A 23,748-nucleotide genomic window follows, 5' to 3' on the forward strand; every position below is an offset into this window, starting at 1 on the left:
TAAGGGAGGCATCATGCGAGCCAAAACAAGCGGCTCCGGCTGCAGCTGGAGTACCTCGTCCTTCGGTGACAGCGCCGATTCCTCGCCGGGGGAGTTGCAAGCGCTGGGTGAACATTTGGGCCTGTGCCGCGTTGCGCACGGCCGCATTTTTCGATTGCACTGCGCGGTCGATCGTCTGCATGGTTTTGTTGCGCCGCGCTTCGTCACCAGCCTGATGTTGATGCTGCTCTTGATGGCGGCGCTCAGCTTTGCGCTGGCTTGAATGATGGCTGCCTGCGAGTTGCAGCAGCTGCTGCCTGAGGCCTCGCCCTTTCTGTGCGAGATTCTCAGCGCGCAGCAGGGCGCTTTGCAGCCGCCGATCCGTGCCGAGATCTTCGGCCAGCAGCGCTTCGCGCAGCATGGCCGCAGCCTCGGGCTGACGCACAGCGCCGAACGCTCCAGCGTGCTGGCGGCGAGTTTCTTTCCGCGCCTGCGCAGCAATATCCAAGCCTTGCGCCAGGCGCATCGCTACATCGGCGAGCGCGCCAAGAGCGGCTATGACATCAGCCCAGCCGCCGAGTGGCTGCTCGACAACTTTCACCTGATCGAGGCCCAGCTCAAGGAAGTGCATGAGGGTTTGCCGCGCAGCTACTTCCGTGCGCTGCCGGTCCTATTGGCCGAGCCGCTGGCCGGTCTGCCGCGCATCTACGGCGTGGCCTGGGCTTTTGTGGCGCATACCGATGGTGCGTTTGATGAAGAGCTGCTCTTGCAGTTTTTGTCCGCCTACCAAGAGTCGCGCGAACTCAGTCTCAGCGAGATTTGGGCCTTGCCCACGACCTTGCGCGTGGTCCTGGTGGAAAACCTGCGCCGTCTGGCCGAACGGGTGGCCAGCAACAAAGCGGCGCGCGAGGTCGCCAATCTTTGCTTCGACCGATTTGACAGTTTTGAGCGCGAGGACTTGCAGCAACTGCTGGCGCTGCTGACCCGCTGCGGCGTGGCGCGGGTGTTTTTGGCGCAAATGGCACAGCGCCTGCAAGACCACCGCTTGACCGGCGGCAGCCTGGACGACAACTGGCGGGCCGCCTGGCTGATCGAGGCTTTGCCCGACCTGGCGGCGGCGCAGTCGCAGCACACGGCCGACCAAACCGCCGACAACCTCAGCGTCAGCAATGCGCTGAGCAGTTTGCGGGCGATTGGGGATGCTGATTGGCCCGACATCGTGGCGCGCGGCAGCAGCTTGATGCGCTTGATGATGAGTGCGCCCAGCTTTGCAGCCGAGCATATGCTCACGCGCGACCAAAGCCTGCACGCGATTGAGCACTTGGCCCAGCGCAGCGGCCACAGCGAGGTGGCGGTGGCGCAGGCCTTGTTGAGCTTGATGCATGCCGGCAGCGAGACCGATGCGCGCTATTGGCTCAGCGGGGCCGGCCGACCCACGCTGGTGGCCGCTGTTGGCCTGCCGCGCCGCGCTGCGCTGCTGGAAGCACTGGGCGCCACGCTGCGCCGCTGGGGGCGGCCGCTGGCTTTGCCGCTCTATCTAACGGCCCTATTGGGCGGCAGCTTGTGGCTGGTGGCCGCGCTGCTGCCGGCCAGCGCCTGGAACTTCGCTGCGGGCTCGCTGCTGCTGTCTGTGCTGATGTTCTTCCCGGCCTCGGAGGCGGTGGTGGCGGTCATCAACCGCTTGATCAGCGAGTCGGCCCGGCCCAGCTTGTTGCCGCGCTTGGCGCTGGCGCAAGGCATCCCGGCCGAGCACCGGGTGATGGTGGTGATCCCGGCGCTGCTGAGCGGCCCGGCCGTCGTTACGGAATTGGTGCATCGCCTGCATCTGCACTATCTGGCCAATCCGGAGTCGCAAGCGCAGTTCGCCTTGCTGAGCGACTGGCGCGACGCTGCCACGCCTGATTTGCCGGATGACCTGGCCCTGTTGAACCTGGCCAGCGCGCAACTGGCCGCGCTCAATCTGCAGCATGCCGTTGCCCCGGACGAGAGCCCGGTCCCTTGGCTGCGCTTTCTGCTCTTGCACCGTGGGCGAGTTTTCAGCCCCAGCGAACAGGCCTGGATGGGCTGGGAGCGCAAGCGCGGCAAGCTGGAGCAATTGATCCGGCTCTTGGCCGAGCCGGGCGATGATTTCAGCGTCTCGCCCTTTATCGCCTTGGGGCCAATTTCCCAGCCGATGCCGGGGCTGCGCTACCTCCTCACCTTGGATAGCGACACTCAACTGCCGCCCGGGCGACTGCGAGAACTGGTGGGCGTTGCGGCTCACCCTGGCAACCAAGCCCGTCTGGACCCCAGCGGGCGTTTTGTCGTGCAGGGCTATGGCATCTTGCAGCCGCGCGTGGTGACGCCGCTGCCCGCGCCCAAGGACTTCACCCTCTATCACTGGTTCTTCGCCGGCCAATGCGGCATCGACCCCTACAGCGCCGCCAGCTCCGAGGTCTACCAAGACCTGTTTGACGAAGGTAGCTTCAGCGGCAAGGGCCTGCTGCAGATCGAGGCCATGTATGCGGTGCTGAACGCTCGTCTGCCCGAGGGACAGATCCTGAGCCACGATCTGCTGGAGGGCGCGCTGGCACGCTGCGCGGCGGTCAGCGACATCACTCTGGTGGAGGACGCACCTTTTCATGCCGAGGTGGCCGCCTCGCGGGTGCATCGCTGGATACGGGGCGATTGGCAGTTATTGCCAATTCTCTTGCAGCCCTGGCGCAACCCCTTTCCGGCCGTCAGTCGCTGGAAGATGCTGGACAACTTGCGTCGCTCGCTGGTCGCGCCTATGTCGGTGGGCTTGCTGGTTTTGTCCTTGGCAGGTCTGGGCGGCTCCCCCTGGGCGGCCTTGGGCCTGGTGGCTGCGGCGCTGGCGGCTGGGCCCTTGCTGGGCGCGCTGGCTGGCTTTGCGCCCAGCCGAGACGATCTGGCCTTGCGCCACTTTTATGCGCGAGCCGCGGCTGATTTGTTGCGAGCCCTGCTGAGCGGGCTGTGGTTGCTGGGCCAACTTTTGCAGCAAGCCTGGATGGCGCTGGACGCCGTGGGGCGGGCGCTGTACCGCCAGTTCATCAGCCGCCGCCTGCTGCTGCAATGGACCACGGCCGCTGCCGCCCAGGCGGCGGCCAAGACCCGCTGGCCTGCGGTGCTACGCCAGCAATGGCCGGCGCCACTGTTGGCGCTGCTGCTGTTTGCTGGCTTTGCCTTGTTAGGAGGGATGCAGGCGGCCAGCGGCAGCGCCTGGCTGGCAGGAACGCTGTGCCTGGCGTGGTGCCTGGCGCCGCTGTGCAGCTGGTGGGTCAGCCGGCCGAATCCCGCCTGTGAGCAGCCGGTCTTGCAGGCGGAAGACCGCGCCTATTTGCTGGGCATTGCCCGCGACACCTGGCGTTTCTTTGAGCGCTGCGTGGGGCCTGAGGACCGCCATCTGCCGCCCGACAATCTGCAGCAAGACCCACAGGACATGTTGGCGCACCGCACCTCGCCGACCAATATGGGCTTGTATCTGCTGAGCTGCGTCTGCGCCCGCGAGTTCGGCTGGATCGGCAGCCAGGAGCTCTTGAGTCGCCTAGAGGCCACGCGCAGCAGCATGGCCGAGCTGGAACGCCATCGAGGCCATTTCCTCAACTGGTACGACACCGAGCGCGGCGAGGCCTTGCTGCCCCGCTATGTTTCAACGGTGGACAGCGGCAATCTCTGCGGGCACCTACTGGCCGTGGCCCAGGCTTGTCGTGCATGGGCGCTTGTGGGGGCGATGCCGCTTGAGAGGGCTGATCGGAACGCCAGCACTCAAGCCCAGCAACTGGCGCATGAACGCTTGGCGCCATTGCTTGCGCAGCGTTGTGGCGGCTCAGCAGCCCTGCGCAGTCAGCTGCACTGGTGCTTGGCCGATCTGCGGGCGACGCGTCGCTCGGCCGCGCTGGACGAGCAAGCGCGCCTGAGCCAGGACCCGGCGGCGACTGCGGAGCGCCTGCTGGCCTTGGCATCAAGTTTTGAGGCCTGGGTGGCCGAGGCGGGATTTAACTTCCTCTATCACCCGAAGCGGCATCTCTTTCACATTGGCTACCGAGTGGCCGAGCAGCAGCTGGACTCGGGCTTCTACGATTTGCTGGCCTCAGAGTCACGCCTGACCAGCTTGCTAGCGATCGCCAAGGGCGATGTGCCCGTGCGGCACTGGGGCGCGCTGGGCCGGCCATTTTTTGCGGTGGGCACGGCGGCCGGCCTGCGCTCCTGGTCGGGCTCAATGTTCGAGTACCTGATGCCCAGCCTGGTCTTGGACGAGCCCCATGGCAGCGTCTTGCGCGAGGCCTGCTTGGCGGCGCTGCAGGAGCAGATGGTGTATGCCGCGCAGAATCAGACGCCCTGGGGCATTTCGGAATCGGCCTATGCCGGACGTGACTTCACGCTGGCCTATCAATACGCACCGCAAGGGGTGCCGCGTCTGGCCTTGCGCCGCACGCCCAGCGATGAGTTGGTGATCGCGCCCTATGCCACCGCCCTGGCGGCTTTGATCGCGCCGCAAGCGGCCTGCCGCAACTTCGCGGCCATGGAGGCCCTGGGCTTGAGTGGGGAGGGTGGCGCCAGTTCCGTGGTCAGAGGCCGTTATGGTTTCATTGAGGCCTTGGACTTTTCTCCTGCGCGCCAGGCGGCCAAGTCTCGCTTCACGCCGGTGGTGACCCTGATGGCCCACCACCAGGGCATGAGCATCGTGGCTTTGGCCAATGTCTTGCTTGGCGGCCCAGCGCAGCGCTGGGGCATGGCGCCGCCGCCGATGGAGGCGGTGGCCTCGCTGCTGCATGAACGGGCGCCGCGTGAGGTCTCGCTCTTGTTCGAGCCTCCGAGTGCGCTCGCCTTGCAGGCCCGCGAGGCGCGGCCGCCCAGCCTCTTGCGCGAGGTCTTGCCGGGGGCCACGGCGGTGGAGCCGACCCATTTGCTCTCCAATGGTCGCTACAGCGTTGCGCTGCGCGCCAATGGGGCGGGCTGGAGCCGCTGGGGCCGCATCGGCATCAACCGCTTTCGCGATGACGCGCTGCGCGATGCCTTGGGCTGCTTCTTCTATCTGCGCGGCCTGCACCAGCCGCAGTCGCCGCAGCTCTTGTCGCTCACCCAGCATCCGGCGCCCGATCCGGCGGCCCAGTACCGCAGCAGCTTTCATGCGGACCGGGTTTGTTTTGAGGCCAGTTGGCCGCAGCTGCAGGCGCAATGCACGGTCTGGGTCAGTCCTGAGGACGATATCGAGTTCCGCCAGGTCGAGTTGCGCAATCTGAGCGATGCGACGCTGGAGTTCGAATTGATCTCGGCTTTTGAAATGAGCTTGGCCGAACCGCGCGCCGACGAGGCCCATCCGGCCTTCTCAAACTTGTTTGTGCGGGCCGAATGGCGGGCATCCGAACAAGCGCTGCTGTTCGAGCGCAAGCCGCGCTTGGCTACCGAGCGCGGCGTCTTGGCCGCGCATTTTCTGGCCGATGGCGGTGAACATTTGCTGGGCCTGCGCTGCCAGACCGACCGGCAGCATTGGCTGGGCCGCAATCGAGCCACCCACCAGCCCTTGGCAGATTTTGAGGCCGCAGCGGATGCCGAGCCTGGCCGACAAGACACCGGCCTGGACCCGGTCTGTGCGCTGGCCGCGCGGGTACGCATCGCTGCGCAGGGCAAGGTCACACTGACCTTTGCGACCGCGGTGTCTGAGCAGGATGCGCGCCTCGACGCCATCATCGACAAATACCGCCAGGCCAGCCATGTGCAACGGGCCTCGCTGATGTCGGCCACGCTGACCGGCATTCGCCTGCGTACCCTGGGTCTCAGCGCCGAGAATCTGGTCGCTCTGCAGTTCATCAGTACCGCCTTGGTTTTGACGCTGAGCCGGCCTCAAAGTGCGGCCTGGGTGGGCGAAGGGCAGCGAGCCTTGCAAGGTGCCGGCGCGAAAGCGCATTTTGAAAGCACAGGCGGCGGCGCTTGCGATCGACGCCTGCTTTGGCGCTTCGGGGTGTCGGGCGACAAGCCCTTGATCTTGGTTTCGGCCGGTGTCTTGCAAGGCTTGGGTCTGCTGCGCACCTTGGCCAAGGCCTTGCGTGTGTGGGCCTGGGCCGGTGTGGCCTGCGATCTGGTCATCATCAATGCCGAGCCGAGCTCATACCTGATGGCGGTACAGCGCGAGTTGCTGGCCTTGCGCGAGCGTCACGAGGCGGAGAAGGCCGCCAGCTCTGCGGAGGGTCGTGAAACCAGCGGCCTGCATGTGCTGCGCGCCGAGACCTTGACCGAGCTTGAGTTGGCCACTCTGCGCAGCCTGGCCTGTTTGCGTCTGCATGCGGATGGCCGTCCCTTGGCGCACCATATCGATGATTGGCTTGCGCAGCATGAGCAGGCTTTGGATTTGCGCCAGCAGGCCTCCAGCAGCAGCTTGGGGCAGGACGGTTCAGCCCGCAAAGCACCTGCTGCTGAGCGGCCGCTGCCTGGCCAATTCAGCGGACAGTTTGGCGCAGCAGGAAGTGCGGCCGAAGGTGAGTTCCGTTTTGTCGTTGACGCACAGCATCGACCTTTGCGCCCCTGGGTCAATGTGCTGGCCAACAGCCATTTCGGCGCGCAGCTGTCAGAGGCTGGCGGTGGCTACAGCTGGGCCTTGAACAGCCGCATGAATCAGCTGACGCCCTGGTCCAATGATCCGGTGGCTGACCCGGCCGGCGAGTATTTTTTCCTGCAAGACCTGGCCACGCGCGCCAGCTGGAGCGTGGCTCCCGGCCCCTGGTGGGCGCCCGAGGCCGCTTATGAGGTGGTGCACGGCCAGGGCTATAGCGTCATCAAGCATCGGCGCGGCGATTTGGCGGTGACGGTGACTTGGTGCGTGGACGCGCTGAGCTCGGTCAAGCAGATTCAGCTTGACTTGGTCAACCACGGCAGTCGCAGCCTGTCGCTGCGGGTCGTCGGCATGGTGGAGTGGCTGATGGGCGCCAGCCGGGACTATCGCAGCACGGTGCTGACGGCAGCGCGGCCTTCGCGCGCCAGCGATCAGCGGCCCAATGTCTTGCTGGCCACCCAGCGGGAGCGCGCCCAAGGTTTTGGCGAGGGCAGCGCCTTTTTTGCCTTGCTGGCGCCGGCGGAAACACCTGGTCGCGACTTTGAATCGGTGGATTGGACCTGCGACCGCCGCGAGTTCTTCGACGCCCGAGGCCGCTTCGTCTTGCCCGACCATTTCGGCAAGCTGCAAGGCCTGGGTTTAGACCCCTGTGCGGCCTTGTCCATCCCCGTGCGTTTAGCGCCGGGGGCGAGTGCGCAGCGTGTTTTCCTACTCGGCTACGCCGCCAATCCGGAGGCAGCACGGCAGTTGGCTGAGCAAGCAGCCAGCGTCAGCGCGGCTCAGCGTTTGGCCGAAACCCGGGTCAGCTGGTCCCAGATCCTCGGCGCGACGCAGGTGGCAACACCTGACCCCTTGTTCGATGCGCTGGTGAATCGCTGGTTGCTCTACCAGGCGGTGGCCTGCCGGCTTTGGGCCAAGTCAGGCTTCTATCAGGCAGGCGGCGCCACCGGCTTTCGCGACCAGTTGCAAGACGCCATGGCTCTGAGTTGGGCCGCGCCGGACTTGCTGCGCCAGCAAATCGTCTTGTGCGCCTCGCGCCAGTTTGTGGAGGGCGATGTGCAGCACTGGTGGCATGCGCCCTCAGGCGCGGGCGTGCGTACCCATTTCTCCGATGACCTGCTCTGGCTGCCGCTGGCCTGCGCCCACTATTTGCGGTGCTGCGGTGATGCCAGCCTGTTGACGCAGACGGTGCCTTTCCTCGATGGCGCGGCCATTCCTGACGGCGCCGAAGACGCTTACTTCACCCCGACGCGCAGCCTCCTTGCGGCTTCGGTGTACGAGCATGCGGCCCGCAGCATTGACCACAGCCTGCGCGTCGGTCTGCATGGCCTGCCCTTGATGGGCAGTGGTGATTGGAACGACGGCATGAACCGAGTTGGCATCGAGGGGCGCGGCGAGTCGGTCTGGCTGGGCTGGTTTTTGTGCCGAGTGGTGGCGGACTTTGCCCCCTTGGCGCGCGAGCGCGGCGAGGCCGAGCGTGCGTCGCGTTGGGAGGCTGCTGCCGTGGCTTGGCGAGCCGCCTTGGCTGGCCCGGCCTGGGACGGCCAGTGGTTCAAGCGCGCCTTCTTCGACGACGGCGAGGCGCTGGGCAGCGGCCAGAACCCGGAAGCCCGTATTGATTTGATCGCCCAGGCCTGGAGTGTCTTGTCTGGGGCGGCGCCGCCTGCCTTGCAGCGCATTGCCATGGCTGCGGCGCAAACCCATTTAGTCGATGCCGAAGCCGGCCTGCTGCGCCTGTTGGACCCGCCCTTGCAACACGCGCTGCCCAGCGCCGGCTATATCCAGGCCTATCCGCCCGGCGTGCGCGAAAACGGCGGCCAGTACTCCCATGCCGGCGTCTGGGCGCTGATGGCTTGGGCGCAACTGGCGCAGCGCGATGCTGCCAGTGTGGGCGCGTCTGAGGGGGAGCCGTCCATGGAATCCGCCGGTGATGCGGTCTACCGTTATTTCAGCTATCTGAGCCCGGCGCATCGGTCCGCGCATGCGCGCCGGGGGCCGGTTTACGGCGCTGAGCCCTATGTGCTGGCCGGTGATGTTTATAGCCAGCCGCCCTATGTGGGGCGCGGCGGTTGGAGTTGGTACACCGGCGCGGCGGCCTGGTTGCACCGGGCGGCGCTGGAGTCTATGTTTGGCTTGCGTTTGGAGGCCCATCAGCTGGTATTCACGCCCTGCCTGCCTAGCCATTGGCCGCAGGCTGAGTTGACGCTGAGGCAGGCGGGCAGGGTGATGCATTTTGTGTTGCGGCGCTGCAGCGCGGCGCAGGCGCAGCAAGCTCAGTTGAGCGCCGCCGAGCCCGCACAAGTCTTGCTGCCGGGCCAGGCCTTGATCTGGCCCGAATTGCCAGCGCAGAGCCGCTTCCTCATCCCCTTGCTGGGCGCGGTGGCTCACGGTGCGGCGGGCTCTCCTCCTACAGCGCAAAGCGGTGCCCGCTGATGCCTCGAGCGGCGGCATTTTTCTACAGTGGCCTTGTCGTTTGGCATTTCTCGCTGAGCGCCTCCAACCGCAGGACGCCCCAATGACGCATCACAAAGAACACCGAGACCCCGCCCAGCGGCACCGCGAGGAAAGTTCGCCCATGGTCTTGGACGCGGTCGCCATCGAGGCGGCCCGTCATGGGGTGGAGCAGGGGGCGGTGACGCCGAGCTACGGGCCCTGGGCCGCCGAGATTGTTCAGCTGCTGAACGACTCGCTGGCCACCGAGTTGGTTTGCGTGCTGCGCTACAAGCGCCACCACTTTACGGCCCAGGGCCTGGCCTCGCCCAAGATTGCGGAGGAGTTTCTGGTCCATGCCAATGAAGAAGCGGGCCACGCCGATCGGCTGGCGCAACGCATCGTGCAGCTGGGCGGCGCCCCTGACTATTCACCGGTCACCTTGAGCACGCGCAGCCATGCGGCCTATGACCAGTCCGAAGACTTGAAGGACATGATCCGCGCCAATTTGGTGGCCGAGCGTGTGGCGATTGAGTGCTACAGCCAAATGATTGCCCTGATTGGCGACAAAGACAGCACCACCCGGCGCCTGCTTGAAAGCATCCTCGGCGATGAGCAAGCCCATGCCGAGGAACTGAAGGACTGGCTGGCGGCTTGAAGCCCGCCGTCGTCCCATTTCTGTTGAAGACCATCCCCAAGGAGAACCCACCATGAACCGAATCACTTCCCGTATCGCCAGTTCCACGCTGGCTGCTGTTGTCGGCGTCACCGCTTTGCTGCTGGCCACTGGCTGCGCCGTGACCCGCGGTCAGGAACCGCTGGGCGTCTATATCGACGACAGCGCCATCACCACGGCCGTCAAGGCCCGCTTTGTCGACAACCCCGATGTGGACGCCTCGGCCATCAGCGTCGAGACCATGAAGGGCACGGTCATGCTCTCAGGCTTCGCCAAGAGTCAAAAGGAAAAGGACACCGCACAGACCCTGACCTGGAAGATCAACGGCGTCAAGGCGGTCAAGAACGAGATCGCGGTTCGCCCTTGAGCCGGCATTGTTCACCCAACACCCTCACACACAGGAGAGCACCATGAACTGGGATCGCATCGAAGGCAACTGGAAGCAGTTGCAGGGCCGCGCTGTTGAACAGTGGGGCAAGCTGAGCCAAGACGACTTTGATGTGGTGGCGGGTCGCCGCGACATCTTGGCTGGCAAGATCCAGGAGCGTTATGGCTTGGCCAAAGAGGAGGCTGAAGCGCAGATCGGAGCCTGGCAGCGCTCCGCCACCGATGCATGGTTCAAGCCCGGGCCGTAATTTCGGGTTTGCGCAGCATCTGCTGCCTTGGCATGCCAAAGAAAACGCCAGCCCAACAGCTGGCGTTTTTCTATGTGTGCAAGTGCTCTGCTCTGCACTAGACTGGGCGGCACATTGGCAAAGCACTCACAGGTGCTGACACATGATGCGAGTGCATGGCAATGGGCGGAATCCATGGCTTGGCCGGTCGCCCGCTTGGGGCCGGCTGCAGCTGGGCGGCGCGCTGGCGAAGCCGCTCCTGGTGGCGGCCATCCTCCTGCTGGGGCTGACGCTCAGCCTGGCGCTGGGTTGGGCCGCCCATCAACAAAGCCAGCGCGACGCCCAACTGCACTTTGAGCGTTTGTCGGAGCGTATTGAAAAAGAAGTCGACCAGCGCCTGCGCCTGCCCCTGTATGGTTTGAAAGGTGCACGGGGCGTCTATGCCACCGGCCAATCCGTGAGACGCGATGAGTTTCGGCGCTATGTGGAGTCGCGTCAGCTCGAGCGGGAGTTTCCGGGTGTGCGCGGCTTTGGTTTCATTGAGCGACTGCAGCGCTCGGACGTGCCGGCCTATGTGAAGGCAGCCAAGCAGGACGGTGCGCCGGATTTTGAGCTTCGCAGCGCTGGCGAGGCCAGCGATCTTTTTGTCATCCGCTATATCGAGCCTCTGTCTCAAAACCGCCAGGCCATGGGTTTTGACATCGGCCAGGAGGCCATTCGGCGTGAGGCTGCCGAGCGCGCATTGCGCAGCGGTGAGGATGCGTTATCCGGCCCGATCACGCTGGTGCAAGACGAACAAAAGCGCCAAGGCTTCTTGCTCTTTGTGCCGGTCTATCGCACCGGCGCCGACCCACAAACGCCCGAGCAGCGAGAGCGTGCCTTTGTGGGCTTTGTCTATGCGCCCGCGGTGGTGTCTGAACTCTTGGCCGGGGTGGGCGATGTCGCCGATCAGTTGCTGGATTTCGAGTTGTTTGACGGCAGTGTGGCGCATGACAGCCAAAGGTTCTTTGAGGGCCGGGCGGCCTTGCCCGCCGGCTCTTCAGCCAGCAAGGCCCGCAGTGCGCGCTTTGTGGCCGAGCGAAGCTTTGTGTTTGCGGGCCGAACCTTGCATTTGCGCACCAGCAGCACGCCGGCTTTTGAGCGCCTGCTGGACGACGGCCCGGCACGTAACTTGGTGCTTTCAGGCACAGCTTTGACGCTGGCGCTCGCCTTTGTGGTGTGGCTCTTGAACACCGGCCGTGAGCGCGCCGAGGCGCTGGCCCAGACTATGACTGCAGACTTGGCGCGGGCGCTTAGCGAGAACAAGGCCTTGCTGGACACCATCTTTCAGCAGGCCATCGTGTCGGTCACCGATCCGTCCGGTTCGATCCTGGAGGCCAACCCGGCCTTTTGCCGCATCAGTGGCTATTCCTTGCAAGAGCTCCTGGGGCAGAACCACCGGCTCATCAATTCCGGTACTCAAGGGGCGGACTTCTGGCCGGCGGTCTGGCGCAGCATCAGCCAGGGTCAGTCGTGGCATGGCGAGGTGTGCAACCGCGCCAAAAGCGGCGCCCTGTACTGGGTGGACTGCATCATCGCGCCCATCAAGGATGAAAAGGGGCGGGTGCAGAAGTACATCTCGATCCGCACCGACATCACCGGCGCCAAGCGGGCGGCGGCCGAGCTGGTCGAGCAGCAAGATCGCCTGAACCGCATCATCGAAGGCACCAATGCCGGTACCTGGGACTGGAATGTGCTGACCGGCGAGGCGCGCTTCAATGAGCGCTGGGCCGAGATGCTGGGCTGGACCTTGGCGGAACTCGAGCCGGTGAGCGGGCAAACCTGGGTGGACCTGTGCCATCCGGACGATATGTTCAAGGCTCGAGAACTGCTGATGCGGCATTTCTTCGCCGAGACCCAGTTCTATGAATGCCAGTTGCGCATGCGTCACCGCGAAGGCCATTGGGTCTGGGTGTTGGCGCGCGGCAAGCTCTACGAGCGCACCGCCGAAGGCGAGCCCACTTGGATCGCCGGCACCCATCTGGACATCAGTGCGGCCAAGGCGGCCGAAGAGTTGCTCTTGCACAAGCAGATGGTGCTGGACCGGGCCGAGCGCCTGACCGAGTTGGGCGCCTGGGAGGTTGATATGGCCACCCAGCTGCTGAGCTGGTCCAAGCAGACCTATCGCCTGCATGAGATTCCGCTGGATCGCTTGGTGACCTTGGAGGACGCGCTCTCGCACTTCTCGGCCAGCGACAGTGCTCGCTTGGCCGAGGCGATGCGGCGGGCTGTTGAGTTCACCGAGTCCTGGGATATGGAGCTGAGCTTGCGCACCGAGACCGGACGTCGCATCGACGTACGCTCGGTGGGTGAGGCCGTGTTTGATGACAGCGGCGCCGTGCGCATTGTCGGTACCTATCAAGACATCACGGAGCGCCGCGCGCTGGAGGCCGAAACCAAGCGCAGCCATCAAGTGCTGCAAAGCGTGTTGGAGAACCTGCCTTGCGCCTTGAGCGTGTTTGACGCCGACTTGAAACTGCAGGCCTATAACCAGCAATTCCTGAGCCTGCTGGAGTTCCCGGCGTCCTTGTTTGAAACCCAGCCGGTGCGCTTTGAAGACATCATTCGCTTCAATGCGGCGCGCGGTGAGTATGGCCATGGCGAGAGTCTGGAGGCCACGGTGGAGCAGATCGTGGCGCGGGCCCTGCACCCCTCGGCCCATCAATTCGAACGTACCCGTCCGAATGGGCGCACGCTGGAGGTGCGCGGCTCGCCAATGCCTGAAGGCGGCTTTGTCACGACCTATGTGGACATCACCGAGCGCCGCTCGTTGGAAGACGAGCGGCGCCGCAGCGCCGAGTTGCTGATGGTGGTGCTGGAGAGCTTGCCTTGTGGCTTGAGTCTGATCGATGCTGAACTGCGGGTGACGCTGTACAACAGCAAGTACACCGAGCTGTATGGCTTGGATGCGGATTTCCTGCAGCAAGCGCCTTTGACGGTGGAGCGGGTGGCGCGCCTGATGGCCGAGCGAGGCGAAGACGGCTCGATCAGCATTGCCGAGGCTTTGCACCGAGCGCGCGAGCATGGCTTGGCCGCTTTGCAAGGGCCGCATCAATGGGAGCGCCAGCGCCCCAATGGTTTGAGTCTGGAAATGCGCAGCAACCCGGTGCCCAGCGGTGGCTTTGTGACCACCTATATGGATGTGGGCGAGCGACGCCGGGCCGAGGCCGAGTTGCGTCGGGCCGAGGCTTTGTTGCGCGGCTCCATCGATGCGGTGGGCGAAGCCTTTGTGCTCTACGACCCCGAAGACCGGCTGGTGTTCTGCAATGAAAAATACCGCCAGATGTATGCCGTGTCCGGCGATCTGATCGTGCCCGGCGCCCGTTTTGAAGACATCATTCGCGGCGGCGCCCTGCGCGGCCAGTATCTGGAGGCCCAGGGGCGGATTGAAGACTGGGTCAGCGAACGCATGGCGGCGCATCAGCAGGGCGACACCTTGATGGTGCAAAAGCTCGATGACGGCCGCTGGATTCGCGTCATCGAACGCAAGATGGCCGATGGACACACGGTGGGCTTTCGCATCGACATCACCGACTTGATGCTGGCCACCCAGGCGGCCGAGCAGGCCTCGCGCTCCAAGAGTCAATTCCTGGCCAATATGAGCCATGAGATTCGCACGCCAATGAACGCCATTTTGGGCATGCTCAAGCTGCTGCAAAAGACTTCCTTGACGACGCGCCAGCTCGATTACGCCAGCAAGACCGAGGGCGCGGCCAGGTCGCTGCTTGGCCTGCTGAACGACATCCTGGACTTCTCCAAAGTCGAAGCCGGCAAGATGTCGCTGGATCCTCAGCCTTTCAGCATCGACCATTTGCTGCGCGACCTGTCGGTCATCATGTCGGCCAATGTCGGTGCCAAGCCGCTGGAAGTCTTGTTTGATGTGGACACCGCGCTGCCCTCGGTGTTGATGGCGGACGCGATGCGCCTGCAGCAGGTCTTGATCAATCTGGGCGGCAATGCCATCAAGTTCACCCAGCGCGGTGAGGTGGTGCTCAGCGTCAATCTGCTCAGCATCCACGAGACCGAGGTTGAACTCGAATTCGCGGTCCGTGATTCCGGAATTGGCATTGCGCCGGAACATCAGCAGCACATTTTTTCTGGCTTCAGCCAAGCCGAGGCTTCCACCACCCGGCGCTTTGGGGGCACGGGCCTGGGCCTGGCCATCAGCCAGCGCCTGGTGAGCCTGATGGGCGGCACGCTGGCCTTGCAAAGCGAGCCTGGACGAGGCAGTTGCTTCTCCTTCAAGCTGCGCATGGGGCGTTTGGAAGGCGCCAGCCTGGCCACGGCGACCGAAGCCCTGGCCTGCGCGGGTTTGCGCGTCTTGATCGTGGATGACAACCCGGTGGCGCTAGAAGTCTTGGGGGCCATGGCCGAGGGCTTGGGTTGGCAGGTCGAGTTGGCCGGCAGCGCACAGGCTGCGGTGGCCCAGCTCGAGCGCGCGCAGTCGGACGCACGGCCTTATGAAGCGGTGCTGATCGACTGGCCGCTGCCCGAGCTGGATGGTTTCGAAGCTGCGCAGCGCATTCAGGAACTGGCTGCGAACCAGTCTCCGCCGCTGATGATGCTGATGATGGTGAGTGCCCATGGGCGCGAACAACTCAGCCAGCGCAGCGAGGCCGACCAGCGACTCTTGAACCGCCTGCTGAACGGCCTGCTGGTGAAGCCGCTGACCCCGGCCATGCTCTTGGAGTCGATGCTAGCCGCCCGCAGTGGGCCGGTGGTCCATGCGCCGCCCAGGGTCCAACAGCTCACTTCAGCCGCCCGGCCTTTGCACGCCATGCGCATCTTGGTGGTGGAAGATAACCCCAATAATCAGCAGGTGGCGCAAGAGCTTTTGGCGGATTTGGGGGCCACGGTGCGACTGGCCGAGAACGGCCAGGTGGCAGTGGATCTCTTGCGCGGCGACGCCGCGGCTTTTGACATCGTGCTGATGGATGTGCAAATGCCGGTGATGGATGGCTATACCGCCACGCAGCTGATCCGCGGCGAGCTTGGCCTGCTTGGGCTGCCGGTGGTGGCCATGACCGCCAATGCCATGGCCTCCGACCGGGATGCCTGCTTGGCCGCTGGCATGAACGACCATGTGGGCAAGCCCTTTGATCTGGATCGTTTGGTGCAAGTGCTGCTGCGCCTGTGCGGGCGCAAATCGCACGGTAGTGAGGATCGCCTGCAGAGCTCGGGGCAGCCCAGTGCAAGTGGCCCTGCTGACCCAGCAGGCGTTCAGGCCGATGGCCAGAGCCTTGCGCAGCCCGACAGACAGGATGAGGGCCCGAGTGAAGCCGAGGACGAGCCAGAAAGAATGCCTCAGTTCGCTTCATTGCAAGTGCCGGCCGCCTTGCGCGATCGTGCGCAGGCGCAAGGCATCCATCTGCAAGCGGCCATGGATCGCTTCATGGGCAAGACCGATCTGTTCCTGCGCATGGTCAAGTCCTTCAGTGCCTCCGCCACGGCCTTGCCAGACAAGTTGAGAGCGCTGTTGGCCCCGGGACCAGAGCAGCAGCGTGGTGAGGCGGCGATGGCCTTGCATTCCTTCAAGGGCTTGGCGGCCACTTTGGGCGCCGAGCAATTGGCGGCTTGGGGCGCCGAAGGGGAAGAAGTGCTCAAGCGCGGCGACAGTCTGGCCGAGGCCTGGATCGGCGAGTTAGCGCTCAACATCACGGCCGGCTGCCGGGATATGCTGCAGGCCGCACAAGAGCTCTGCGATCTCGCACCCAAGCCGACAGCAAGGGACGGGGCGCCTGCGCAAAGCCTGGAGGTCTTCAAAACAGCGATAGGGCGTTTGATGCAGCTATTGGACAGCTTTGACATGGGGGCCACCGAGGCCTTTGCGCAGTTGCGCGAGCAGCATGCCACGCGTTTGGGCGCGGAATTGGAGGCCTTGGATGCCGCGGTTTCAGGCTTGGACTTTGAATCCGCACAACTCATTTGTCAGCGTTTGCTGCGCGAGGCCAAGGCATGAATGCCGCCGCTGTGTCGCTGCTGACGCCTCAGCAGTCCATGAGTTCGCTGGCCGTGAATCCGCTCCAGCATCTGGGCCGCAAGCCGCGCTTGCTGATCGTTGATGACCAGGCGGTCAATATCCAAGCGCTCTATCAAGTGTTTGCGGCCGATCATCAAGTCTTCATGGCCACCAGTGGTGCGCAGGCGCTGGCCATCTGCCGTGACAAACAACCCGATCTGGTTTTGCTCGATGTGCAGATGCCGGTGATGGATGGCTACGAGGTCTGCCGGCAGATCAAGGCCGATGCGCAGTTGCAGGACCTGCCGGTGGTCTTTGTCACCGCGCACAGTGACGCTGAGGCCGAGACCCACGGCTTGGAAGTCGGCGCGGTGGACTTCATCTCCAAGCCTTTCACCCCGGCGGTGGTGCGGGCGCGGGTCAAGACGCATCTGACGCTGAAATTGCAGGCGGATCTGCTGCGGCAGATGGCTTTTGTCGATGGCCTCACCGGCGTGCACAACCGGCGTTTTTTTGATGAGCGCCTGGACGCCGAGTTTCAACGGGCCCGCCGCAGCAGCGGCACGCTGGCCGTCTTGATTGCGGATGTGGATTTCTTCAAGCGCTACAACGACCAGTATGGCCATCAAGCGGGCGACGAGGTCTTGCGTCAAGTGGCGCAGCTGATGCGCTCGCAGCTGAAACGTCCTGCCGATTTGATCAGCCGTTATGGCGGTGAAGAGTTCGCCTGCATCTTGCCCGACACGCCTTTGCAGGGCGCACTCACCTTGGCCGCCGAAATGGAAGCCGCCTTGAAGGCCGCCCACATTGCCCATGCCGGTTCTGATGTGGGGCCTTACCTGACCCTCAGCTTGGGTGTGGCCACCATGCAGCCAGGCCCGGGGCGGGTCGAGGCGGAGCTGATCGTGGCGGCTGATGAGCAGCTCTACCTGGCCAAGTCGCGCGGCCGCGGGCGGGTTTGCGGCCTGGCGCTTTGATCGGGTCGGTTTAGGGGTGGATCAAGGGCGTTGCAGGCGCTTGTAGTAAAGCGCAGCCCCTTGTAACTGGCCTTCGGCGCAGGCGCCGTACTCTGGGATTTCGCCGGCGCGCTGCCAGCCCAGGTGGGCATAAACGGCCTCGGCTTGTGAGCCGCTTTGCGTTTCCAGCACCAAGAGCGAACGGCCTTGGGCCAGCGCCGCGCATTCCAGCCGGGTCATCAAGCGGCTGGCCAGGCCCTGGCCGCGTGCTTGGCTGTGCACCATCAGCTGCTGCACCTCGCCCCGATGGTGTGCATTCGCCGACGGGCAGAGCGAGAGTTGCACCGAGCCAAGCAGGCGGGTGTTGGCTTCCGTGCCCTCATTTTTACCTTCGCCCTCGCAAGCCACCCAGAGCTGGTGGCGCGGGCCGAGTCGGGCGAACACGCCGTGCCAGTACTCCAGCGCCGCGTATTTGGACAGCGGGGCCAAAAAGCCCAGACTGGCGCCTCGGTGCACTCCATCGGTCAGCAATTCACAAAGTTGGGGCAGCCATTGCAAGTCGTGTGATGCCAGCTGGCGTAGCTGGGCCTGACCGCCCGTGGGCGCCAGCAGGGCTCTTTGCGCCAGCGTGCGCATGGTGCTGCGAGCCGGCGTTGTCACGGTGGCCTGGACAAGGCTAGGGCTGTATGCGGCCGGACTGAGGACGGAAGAGCTGAGGTGGTGGACGCTCATGAGGGGGCCTTTGCGAGTGAAGAGAAGGGCTGTCTTTTGAACAGCGCTAGCCCCTCACTTGCAAAGCCCGTGCCAACTTCGGCGGGCTCTTAGCCTTCCAGGCCCGGTTCGGCTTGCAGGCGGCCAAAGCCGCCGCGCTTGGCCTCGTAAAGCGCCGTCTCGGCGCGGCGCATCAAGTCGTCGATATTGCGATCGCCATGGCGCAGCTTGGCCCAGCCGGCGCTGAAGTTCAGTGCGAAACCCAACTCCGCCGGCGCCCGCAGTGCCAGCGCTTCTCGCATGCGCAGGTCCATGGCCTGCGGCCCTTCCGCCTCACAGCGGGCCATCAGCAAGCCGAATTGCTCCCGGTTGACTCGCCCCGCCAGATCGCCCAATCGCATCTGCGCTTGGACGCAGCTGGCAAACAGGGCGGTGGCGCGCTCTGCGGCTTGCGGTCCATGCTCGTGAGTGATGGTCTTGATGTCATCGATTTCGAGCAGCAGCATGGCCAGCGCCTCTTGGTGGCGCCGCGCCATCGAGATCATGTCCACCGAGCGTGCCGAAAAGGCGCGGCTGTCGGGCAGGCCGGTCAAACCATCGGTCTGCGCCAGGCGGGCCAGTTCTGATTCGGTCTCGGCGCGCCAGGCCAACACCAGGGCCAAGACAGCCAGGCTCAGGCCCCAGTAGGCGGCCAGGCCGAGGGCGGTGTTGATGGCATCGTCTGACAGCAAGCTGGGCAAGTCTTTGGCATAAGCGCCCCAGACGCCGCGCAGCAGGCAGGCCAGCAGCGCCGGCAAAATAGCCAGCAGCAACATCAGCCGCCAATGGCGGTTGTCGACGCCCGGCACGGTGTTGGGCAAGGCTTCTGAGAGTGCTCGCGGCGCAGCCTCCGGCTTGGGCGACGCCATCAGGCCAATCGCCAACATACCCAGTTGCAAAGCCAACCAGAACTGCGCCCAGGCGACGCGAAAACTCGCATCCTCAAACTGCAGACCGTAGACCAACGGCATCAGGGCCGGCGCCAACAGGGCCAAAGCGCGGCCGGGCCTGGGCTTCAGCCACAGACGCAAGCTCCACCACAAGGCGCTGAGGCTGGCGCTGAAGGCCAGCATGGCCAGGGTTTGCCACAACCTGGCGCTGCCGGAGCCTGCCGTCGCCAAGGCCAACCAGCCCAGCGCTTGCAAGCCCATGAAGGCCTGCGCCCAGCGCGTCGCCGGGCTGGGGCGCAAGCCCATCAGCAAGAGCATGAGCAGGCTGGACGAGAGCGTCTGCACCAGCAGCAGATTGAACAGGGTCGGGTTGTCGAAGTGCATATTGGCCATTCTCTACCGGAATAAGTGCAGCGGCGCTTTGATCCGATGGAATCGTGGTTCTTTGTTCTTGCTGCCCTATTTACCCCAGTCTTTGCCCCAGTCAAAGGCGACGGCTAGGACTACGTAATGGGCAGTGCGTAGGGCCACTCTACCTGACCATGAGATGACTTGGGGCGGCTACACATGGTTGCCGCCAGAGGTATACCGGTCTGGGCGTGTCGAGGCGGTCGGCTCAAAGTCACCCCCCATCACACAACCAATGAGGAACCAAGTGATTCATCAGCTAGATAACGGAAATGCAGGCGCCATGAAGACACGCGCCCCAAGCTTGAGCCGTCCCGCTCGCAAGAGCCCCCGTCAAAGAGCCCAGCCGGTAGATTTGCTTGACTCTGACTTTGCATTGCTCGGTATGGCTTCGGTGGTCGAGTTCACCGGCTTTTCACGGGCGACCATTTACAGGTACATCAAGGAGGGTCAATTTCCCTCCCCCTGCAAGATCGGTCAATGGGCTTCGCGCTGGAAGGCTGGAGAAGTTCGCGCATGGCTTGAGGCTCAGAAAGGCGGTGCGCAATGAGCCGGCGCAGCGGAGGCGTCAAGCGAGTCTCGGCCATGCGTGACTCTCGCGCCAAGATGGTTGCCCGCCAGCGTCGAAAAGAGCAAAGCCAGCCGGCGCCAGTTATAGCGACAGCGCCAGAGCGGATCGCTTTTCTGCACAGGCTGTATGACCGCCTTCCAGGGGTCGAACTAGAAACGCAAGAGCAGCGCCTATTGCTGGCGCTGATGGCCGGGCCATTGACCACAAGAGAGGCCTACAAGCATCTGGACATGGCCGATGTAACCGCAAGGGTGAGAAACCTACGCAAACAGGGGTACCAAATCGAAACCACCTGGGTTCGGCAGTATGGGGATCGGGGCGCGTTGCATCGCTTCGGCCAATACTCCCTGACGGTGGCGGCCGATGAAATGCCAGGGGGCGAGAAGGGGGCGCCGTGAAGGGAGGCAAGGCAAGGGCCAAGGGCGCGGGGGGTGTTGAGTGTTTCCTCAATATCTACAAACTCAACTCCAAGAAAAAGGGGCCAAGGGCTATCTTCAAGGCGGCGCAGCATAACCTTCGCTCAAACCCTGCCGAGTACGGGAGGCGGGGGAACATTGATCCGGATCGCATTTGTTTGAATGAGGTCTTGATTGGCCCTGACAAGCCAGAGGAGGTTGAAGCGCAGGCTCAGCAGAGGATGGATGAGCTAGGCATCAAGCCGCGAGCGGGCGCCGTCCTCGCCATTGAACTTTTGTTCAGTCTGCCGGCTGGGCATGGGCTGAATGACCGTGATGTGTTCATGGCCTGCGTGGAATGGGCCGGGCGTCAATTCGGCGGGCCTGAAAACATTCTCAGCGCCGTGGTGCATTTGGATGAGGCCACGCCACATTGTCACGCTCTAATTCTCCCGATTCTTGAGGGGCGGCTAAATGCCTCTGAATTGGTGGGCTACAAAAAGGAAGTTAGCGAACGCCGGAACAACTTTTATGAAGAGCTAGGCAAGAGCCACGGGCTGAAGAAGCCACGGAGCGAGAAGCTTTCAGGGGAGGACATTGCAAGGGGCGGCGGCCAAGTCATCGCGCACATGGAAAAAAGCGGCGATGCGGCCACCAATAGCGCAGCATGGGAGGCAATCAAGGCTGTGATTCTGCGCAACCCTCAGCCCTTCATGGAGTGTTTGGGCTTGGAGCCTCTTGCAAAGCCGAGCCGGGACTTCATCCAGATCATGACAGGGACAGGGTGCAAAACACTGGAGGACAAACAACTCTATAGAGGAAGCGAGAACATCTATAGAGGAAGCCAGAAGCTCTATAGAGAAACGAGCGAGCCATGCGTAGGGGGCGAGGAAATCTATAGAGGAGCGGGAAAAGTGCTTCCTCTATCTTGTGTAGAGGAAGGCTTTCAATCCCTCCAATCCGGCCCCCTCCCTGAGTCGCAGCAGCGCGATGCAGAAGAGCGGCAGGCGGCTACCCAGGGGCAAGGGCTAGCCGTGCAATCGGTGGACGCTGACGGGGTGATTGAGTTCGTCGCTGCCACGGATGGCGCCGAGCCTGCCGGCAACTCTTGCGGCGCAGTGGTCATACCAGAGCTTCAGCAGCAGGGCCAGCCTATCGGCCATGTCGTGTCGCCTGGGTCGGCATCAGGGGCAGGGCAGCTAGACGGCCAAGACCTAACGCAGATGGTTTTTGATAGTTGCGACGAGGCTGTAGGGGCAAGACGGGCGGCGGGCAAGGTGCGGCAACTGTGGTTGTATGGCCCTTTTGAATCGGGGCTAGCTGGGTGGAGGCTGATTGACCGCCCAGCCAATCCGGCCGAAGTCGCGGATAGCCTGATCTTGGCAGCCAAGGGTGAGGGCAAGTCATGCGGCGGGCTTAGAGGGGATGCCGCTGTTGATCGCGTTGACGATTGCCTGCAGCCCTACGAAGCTGCCCCCGGCTGCTGGCGCTACAAGCTGCTGCGCGATGTTGCCCTAGGCCCTGCCGTGGGCCTATCGAGGGAACAGCGCAGGCGGGTCATGAAGGCCTGGAAGAAGGCCGGCGCATGGGATCGGGTGTGACTAAGGCTTGGCGATCAACTACGAGGCTTCCGTAGTTGTGCAGCAGCTGGGCTGACTTCTCAGCCGATCTGCCGGACAGCTACGGGCGGGGTTCAATGGGCTTGCTAAAAACTGAGCAGACCCAAGTCGCTGGAGGAAGTCTTGGCGATAGGGCGCTATAGGTCTTCCACAGTCTGTGGAAAAGGCCGACATCAATCCAAAACTGGACAGGTCTACCGGGCGGATAGAAACGGGCCGGCCACACGGCGGGCGAACCTCTCTTGCGCCTCGGGGTCGGTGTCGAGCAGCGCCAGCGACTCAATGCCCGCAAGGCTTAGGGCAGCGCTGCGGGTCAGTTCTTCGGGGCTTGGGCGCATCAGCCGCTTGGCGGCATCGGAAAGCCTCTCGGGGTGATTCGCAGCCATCCAAAGGGGGAAGGGTTCGCCCATCATCAAAAGCGCAGCCTCGGCCTTTTCGTGCCCTCTCAGGCATACACAAGGGCGCAGGTTTGCAAACCATGCATTGATAGCGGCGGTGTCGGGGCGGCTGGCCGGCTGGCCTAGTAAACGTGTCGGTGTCATGGTCTGGTCAAGTTCGGCGAGATTGCCGGCTGGCAGTCTCAGTGCCATTGCCCGGCCCCAAACTTTGACCCTGTGCGGAACATGGCTACCGCGCAGATAGACGGGCGAATAGCGACATCCTAAAAGTTGGCCTTTTTTGCTAACTATTAAGATGGACGCATTTTTCTAAGGGTCAATCTTGATGTCGCCTATCGGATTCGCTTTCATGAGTTTCAGCACTTGCATTGTTCCCGTTGCAATTGCCCTCTCTTCTGTATGGAAGTCGGGCTTTGGTGCCGCAGACGACATTCATGCGACTCACTCGGGGAATCGTGTTTCGTCAGAGGCGAAGGGGAAAGCAATGGTGGGCTGCAAGAAAACCAACTGGGTTACTGGGCTGTTGCTCGCGTATCTCTCTGCGATTCACTATGTGCTCTATTGCGCGGCGATAGGCAATTGATTCATTCAGTCTCCAAAGCCAATGGGGCGATTCCCAAGAAATCAAACAAGAGGTGTTGCAGATGATCCCAGTTTTCTATCGGCCTGAAATGTCGGCCAACACCAAGAGCTTCAGCCCCAGCAGCAACAAGCCAGCGCTTGCCGTGGCCGATTGGATCAAGTGCGGCCTGAGCGTCGATGTCGTGAGTTTCGACCCGGCGACTGAAGAGCAGGTGAAGCGAGCACATAGCCCAGCGTATGTTGATGGAATCATGCGCTGTGAGTTGCCCAATGGCTTTGGCAATCGAAGTCGGGAGGTTGCCGACTCGCTGCCTTACACCGTGGGCAGCATGGTCGCTGCAGCTACTCATGCGCTTGAGCATGGCGGCATTGCTTGCTCTCCGTCGAGCGGCTTCCACCATGCGAGGTATGCGGAGGCGGGGGACTACTGCACTTTCAATGGCCTGATGGTTGCCGCGCTGGAAGTCATGGCGCAGAAGCCCGGCGCCAGGATCGCCATTGTGGATTTCGATATGCACTACGGGGACGGAACCGACGATATCCGCAAGCGCCTGGGGCTGCAGAAAAGCATCTGCCACATCCGCGCCGGCCTTGAGGTTGACGAGGGAATGGGGCGCTATTTCATGTCTAGCATGACCGACATGCTCCTATCGACGCGGGACTACTTTGGCCGGGCGCCTGACCTTGTGCTGTACCAAGCCGGCGCCGATCAGCACATCAAAGACCCGCTTGGCGGCTTGTTGACTACCGCTGAAATGAAGCGCAGGGACGAATACGTTCTCCAGTCCTACGCACGGTGGGGTGTTCCGGTTGCGTTCAATCTGGCAGGCGGCTACCAGACGGACGAGGCCGGAACAATCGAGCCAGTGCTGAAGTTGCACCGGCAAACTATGGAAGAAGCCACCAGGGCGCAAGGCTTCTATAGGCAATAG

15 protein-coding genes are annotated in these 23,748 nt (G+C 63.4%); 12 read left to right on the forward strand and 3 right to left on the reverse strand.

The genetic code is table 11. The annotated features are described in order from the left end of the window. Positions 1-13 precede the first annotated feature (13 nt). The 7 genes from LNV06_RS21175 (at position 14) to LNV06_RS21205 (ending at position 17,224) form a co-directional block, all read left to right on the forward strand. Positions 14-262: a hypothetical protein gene (locus LNV06_RS21175; RefSeq protein ID WP_263540298.1), complete on the forward strand. Its 249-nt coding sequence runs from the start codon at positions 14-16 to the stop codon at positions 260-262. Then, complete coding sequence (locus tag LNV06_RS21180; RefSeq protein ID WP_263540299.1) at positions 263-8,962, forward strand: glycoside hydrolase family 94 protein; 8,700 nt, start codon at positions 263-265, stop codon at positions 8,960-8,962. A gap of 142 nt (positions 8,963-9,104) precedes the next feature. Next, a complete protein-coding gene (locus tag LNV06_RS21185) occupies positions 9,105-9,617 on the forward strand; it encodes a ferritin-like domain-containing protein (protein ID WP_411970150.1) in 513 nt (170 codons plus the stop codon). A gap of 52 nt (positions 9,618-9,669) precedes the next feature. After that, positions 9,670-10,002: a BON domain-containing protein gene (locus LNV06_RS21190; protein WP_263540301.1), complete on the forward strand. Its 333-nt coding sequence runs from the start codon at positions 9,670-9,672 to the stop codon at positions 10,000-10,002. Positions 10,003-10,045: 43 nt separating this feature from the next. Beyond that, positions 10,046-10,270 carry a CsbD family protein gene (locus LNV06_RS21195; RefSeq protein WP_263540302.1) on the forward strand — a complete coding sequence of 75 codons (225 nt, stop codon included), beginning with the start codon at positions 10,046-10,048 and terminating at the stop codon, positions 10,268-10,270. A gap of 241 nt (positions 10,271-10,511) precedes the next feature. Continuing rightward, complete coding sequence (locus tag LNV06_RS21200; protein WP_263540303.1) at positions 10,512-16,247, forward strand: PAS-domain containing protein; 5,736 nt, start codon at positions 10,512-10,514, stop codon at positions 16,245-16,247. Next, a complete protein-coding gene (locus tag LNV06_RS21205; RefSeq protein WP_263540304.1) occupies positions 16,244-17,224 on the forward strand; it encodes a diguanylate cyclase in 981 nt (326 codons plus the stop codon). The genes LNV06_RS21200 and LNV06_RS21205 overlap by 4 nt, the downstream gene beginning before the upstream one ends. A 21-nt stretch (positions 17,225-17,245) precedes the next feature. Here LNV06_RS21205 and LNV06_RS21210 read toward each other — a convergent pair whose 3' ends face one another. Both LNV06_RS21210 and LNV06_RS21215 read right to left on the reverse strand, forming a co-directional pair. Further along, on the reverse strand, positions 17,246-17,935 hold the full coding sequence (locus tag LNV06_RS21210; protein WP_263540305.1) for a GNAT family N-acetyltransferase: 690 nt from the start codon (positions 17,933-17,935) through the stop codon (positions 17,246-17,248). An 89-nt stretch (positions 17,936-18,024) separates the two neighbouring features. Next, positions 18,025-19,236, reverse strand: a complete 1,212-nt coding sequence (locus LNV06_RS21215) for a sensor domain-containing diguanylate cyclase (protein WP_263540306.1) — start codon at positions 19,234-19,236, stop codon at positions 18,025-18,027. Between the two features lie 400 nt (positions 19,237-19,636). On the opposite strand from LNV06_RS21215, the gene LNV06_RS22695 reads away from it, so the two are divergent. Genes LNV06_RS22695 through LNV06_RS21225 form a run of 3 tightly spaced genes read left to right on the forward strand, consistent with a single transcriptional unit; the run spans position 19,637 to position 21,818 of the window. Continuing rightward, complete coding sequence (locus LNV06_RS22695; protein ID WP_411970151.1) at positions 19,637-19,801, forward strand: helix-turn-helix transcriptional regulator; 165 nt, start codon at positions 19,637-19,639, stop codon at positions 19,799-19,801. A 35-nt stretch (positions 19,802-19,836) separates the two neighbouring features. Next, positions 19,837-20,220 (forward strand): helix-turn-helix domain-containing protein, encoded by a 384-nt coding sequence (locus LNV06_RS21220; protein ID WP_263540307.1) that lies wholly within the window; start codon positions 19,837-19,839, stop codon positions 20,218-20,220. Continuing rightward, positions 20,217-21,818, forward strand: a complete 1,602-nt coding sequence (locus LNV06_RS21225) for a plasmid recombination protein (protein WP_263540308.1) — start codon at positions 20,217-20,219, stop codon at positions 21,816-21,818. Before LNV06_RS21220 ends, LNV06_RS21225 begins: the two co-directional genes overlap by 4 nt. Positions 21,819-22,030: 212 nt before the next feature. Here the strand turns inward: LNV06_RS21225 and LNV06_RS21230 are convergent, their stop codons facing one another. Then, positions 22,031-22,426, reverse strand: coding sequence for a hypothetical protein (locus tag LNV06_RS21230; RefSeq protein WP_263540309.1), 396 nt, complete (start codon positions 22,424-22,426; stop codon positions 22,031-22,033). Between the two features lie 157 nt (positions 22,427-22,583). On the opposite strand from LNV06_RS21230, the gene LNV06_RS21235 reads away from it, so the two are divergent. Together LNV06_RS21235 and LNV06_RS21240 are read left to right on the forward strand one after the other, a co-directional pair. Further along, on the forward strand, positions 22,584-22,817 hold the full coding sequence (locus LNV06_RS21235) for a hypothetical protein (protein WP_263540310.1): 234 nt from the start codon (positions 22,584-22,586) through the stop codon (positions 22,815-22,817). 88 nt (positions 22,818-22,905) lie between these two features. Then, positions 22,906-23,748: an arginase family protein gene (locus LNV06_RS21240; RefSeq protein ID WP_263540311.1), complete on the forward strand. Its 843-nt coding sequence runs from the start codon at positions 22,906-22,908 to the stop codon at positions 23,746-23,748.

The organism is Paucibacter sp. Y2R2-4, assembly GCF_025717535.1.
Taxonomy (GTDB): Bacteria; Pseudomonadota; Gammaproteobacteria; order Burkholderiales; family Burkholderiaceae_C; genus Paucibacter_A.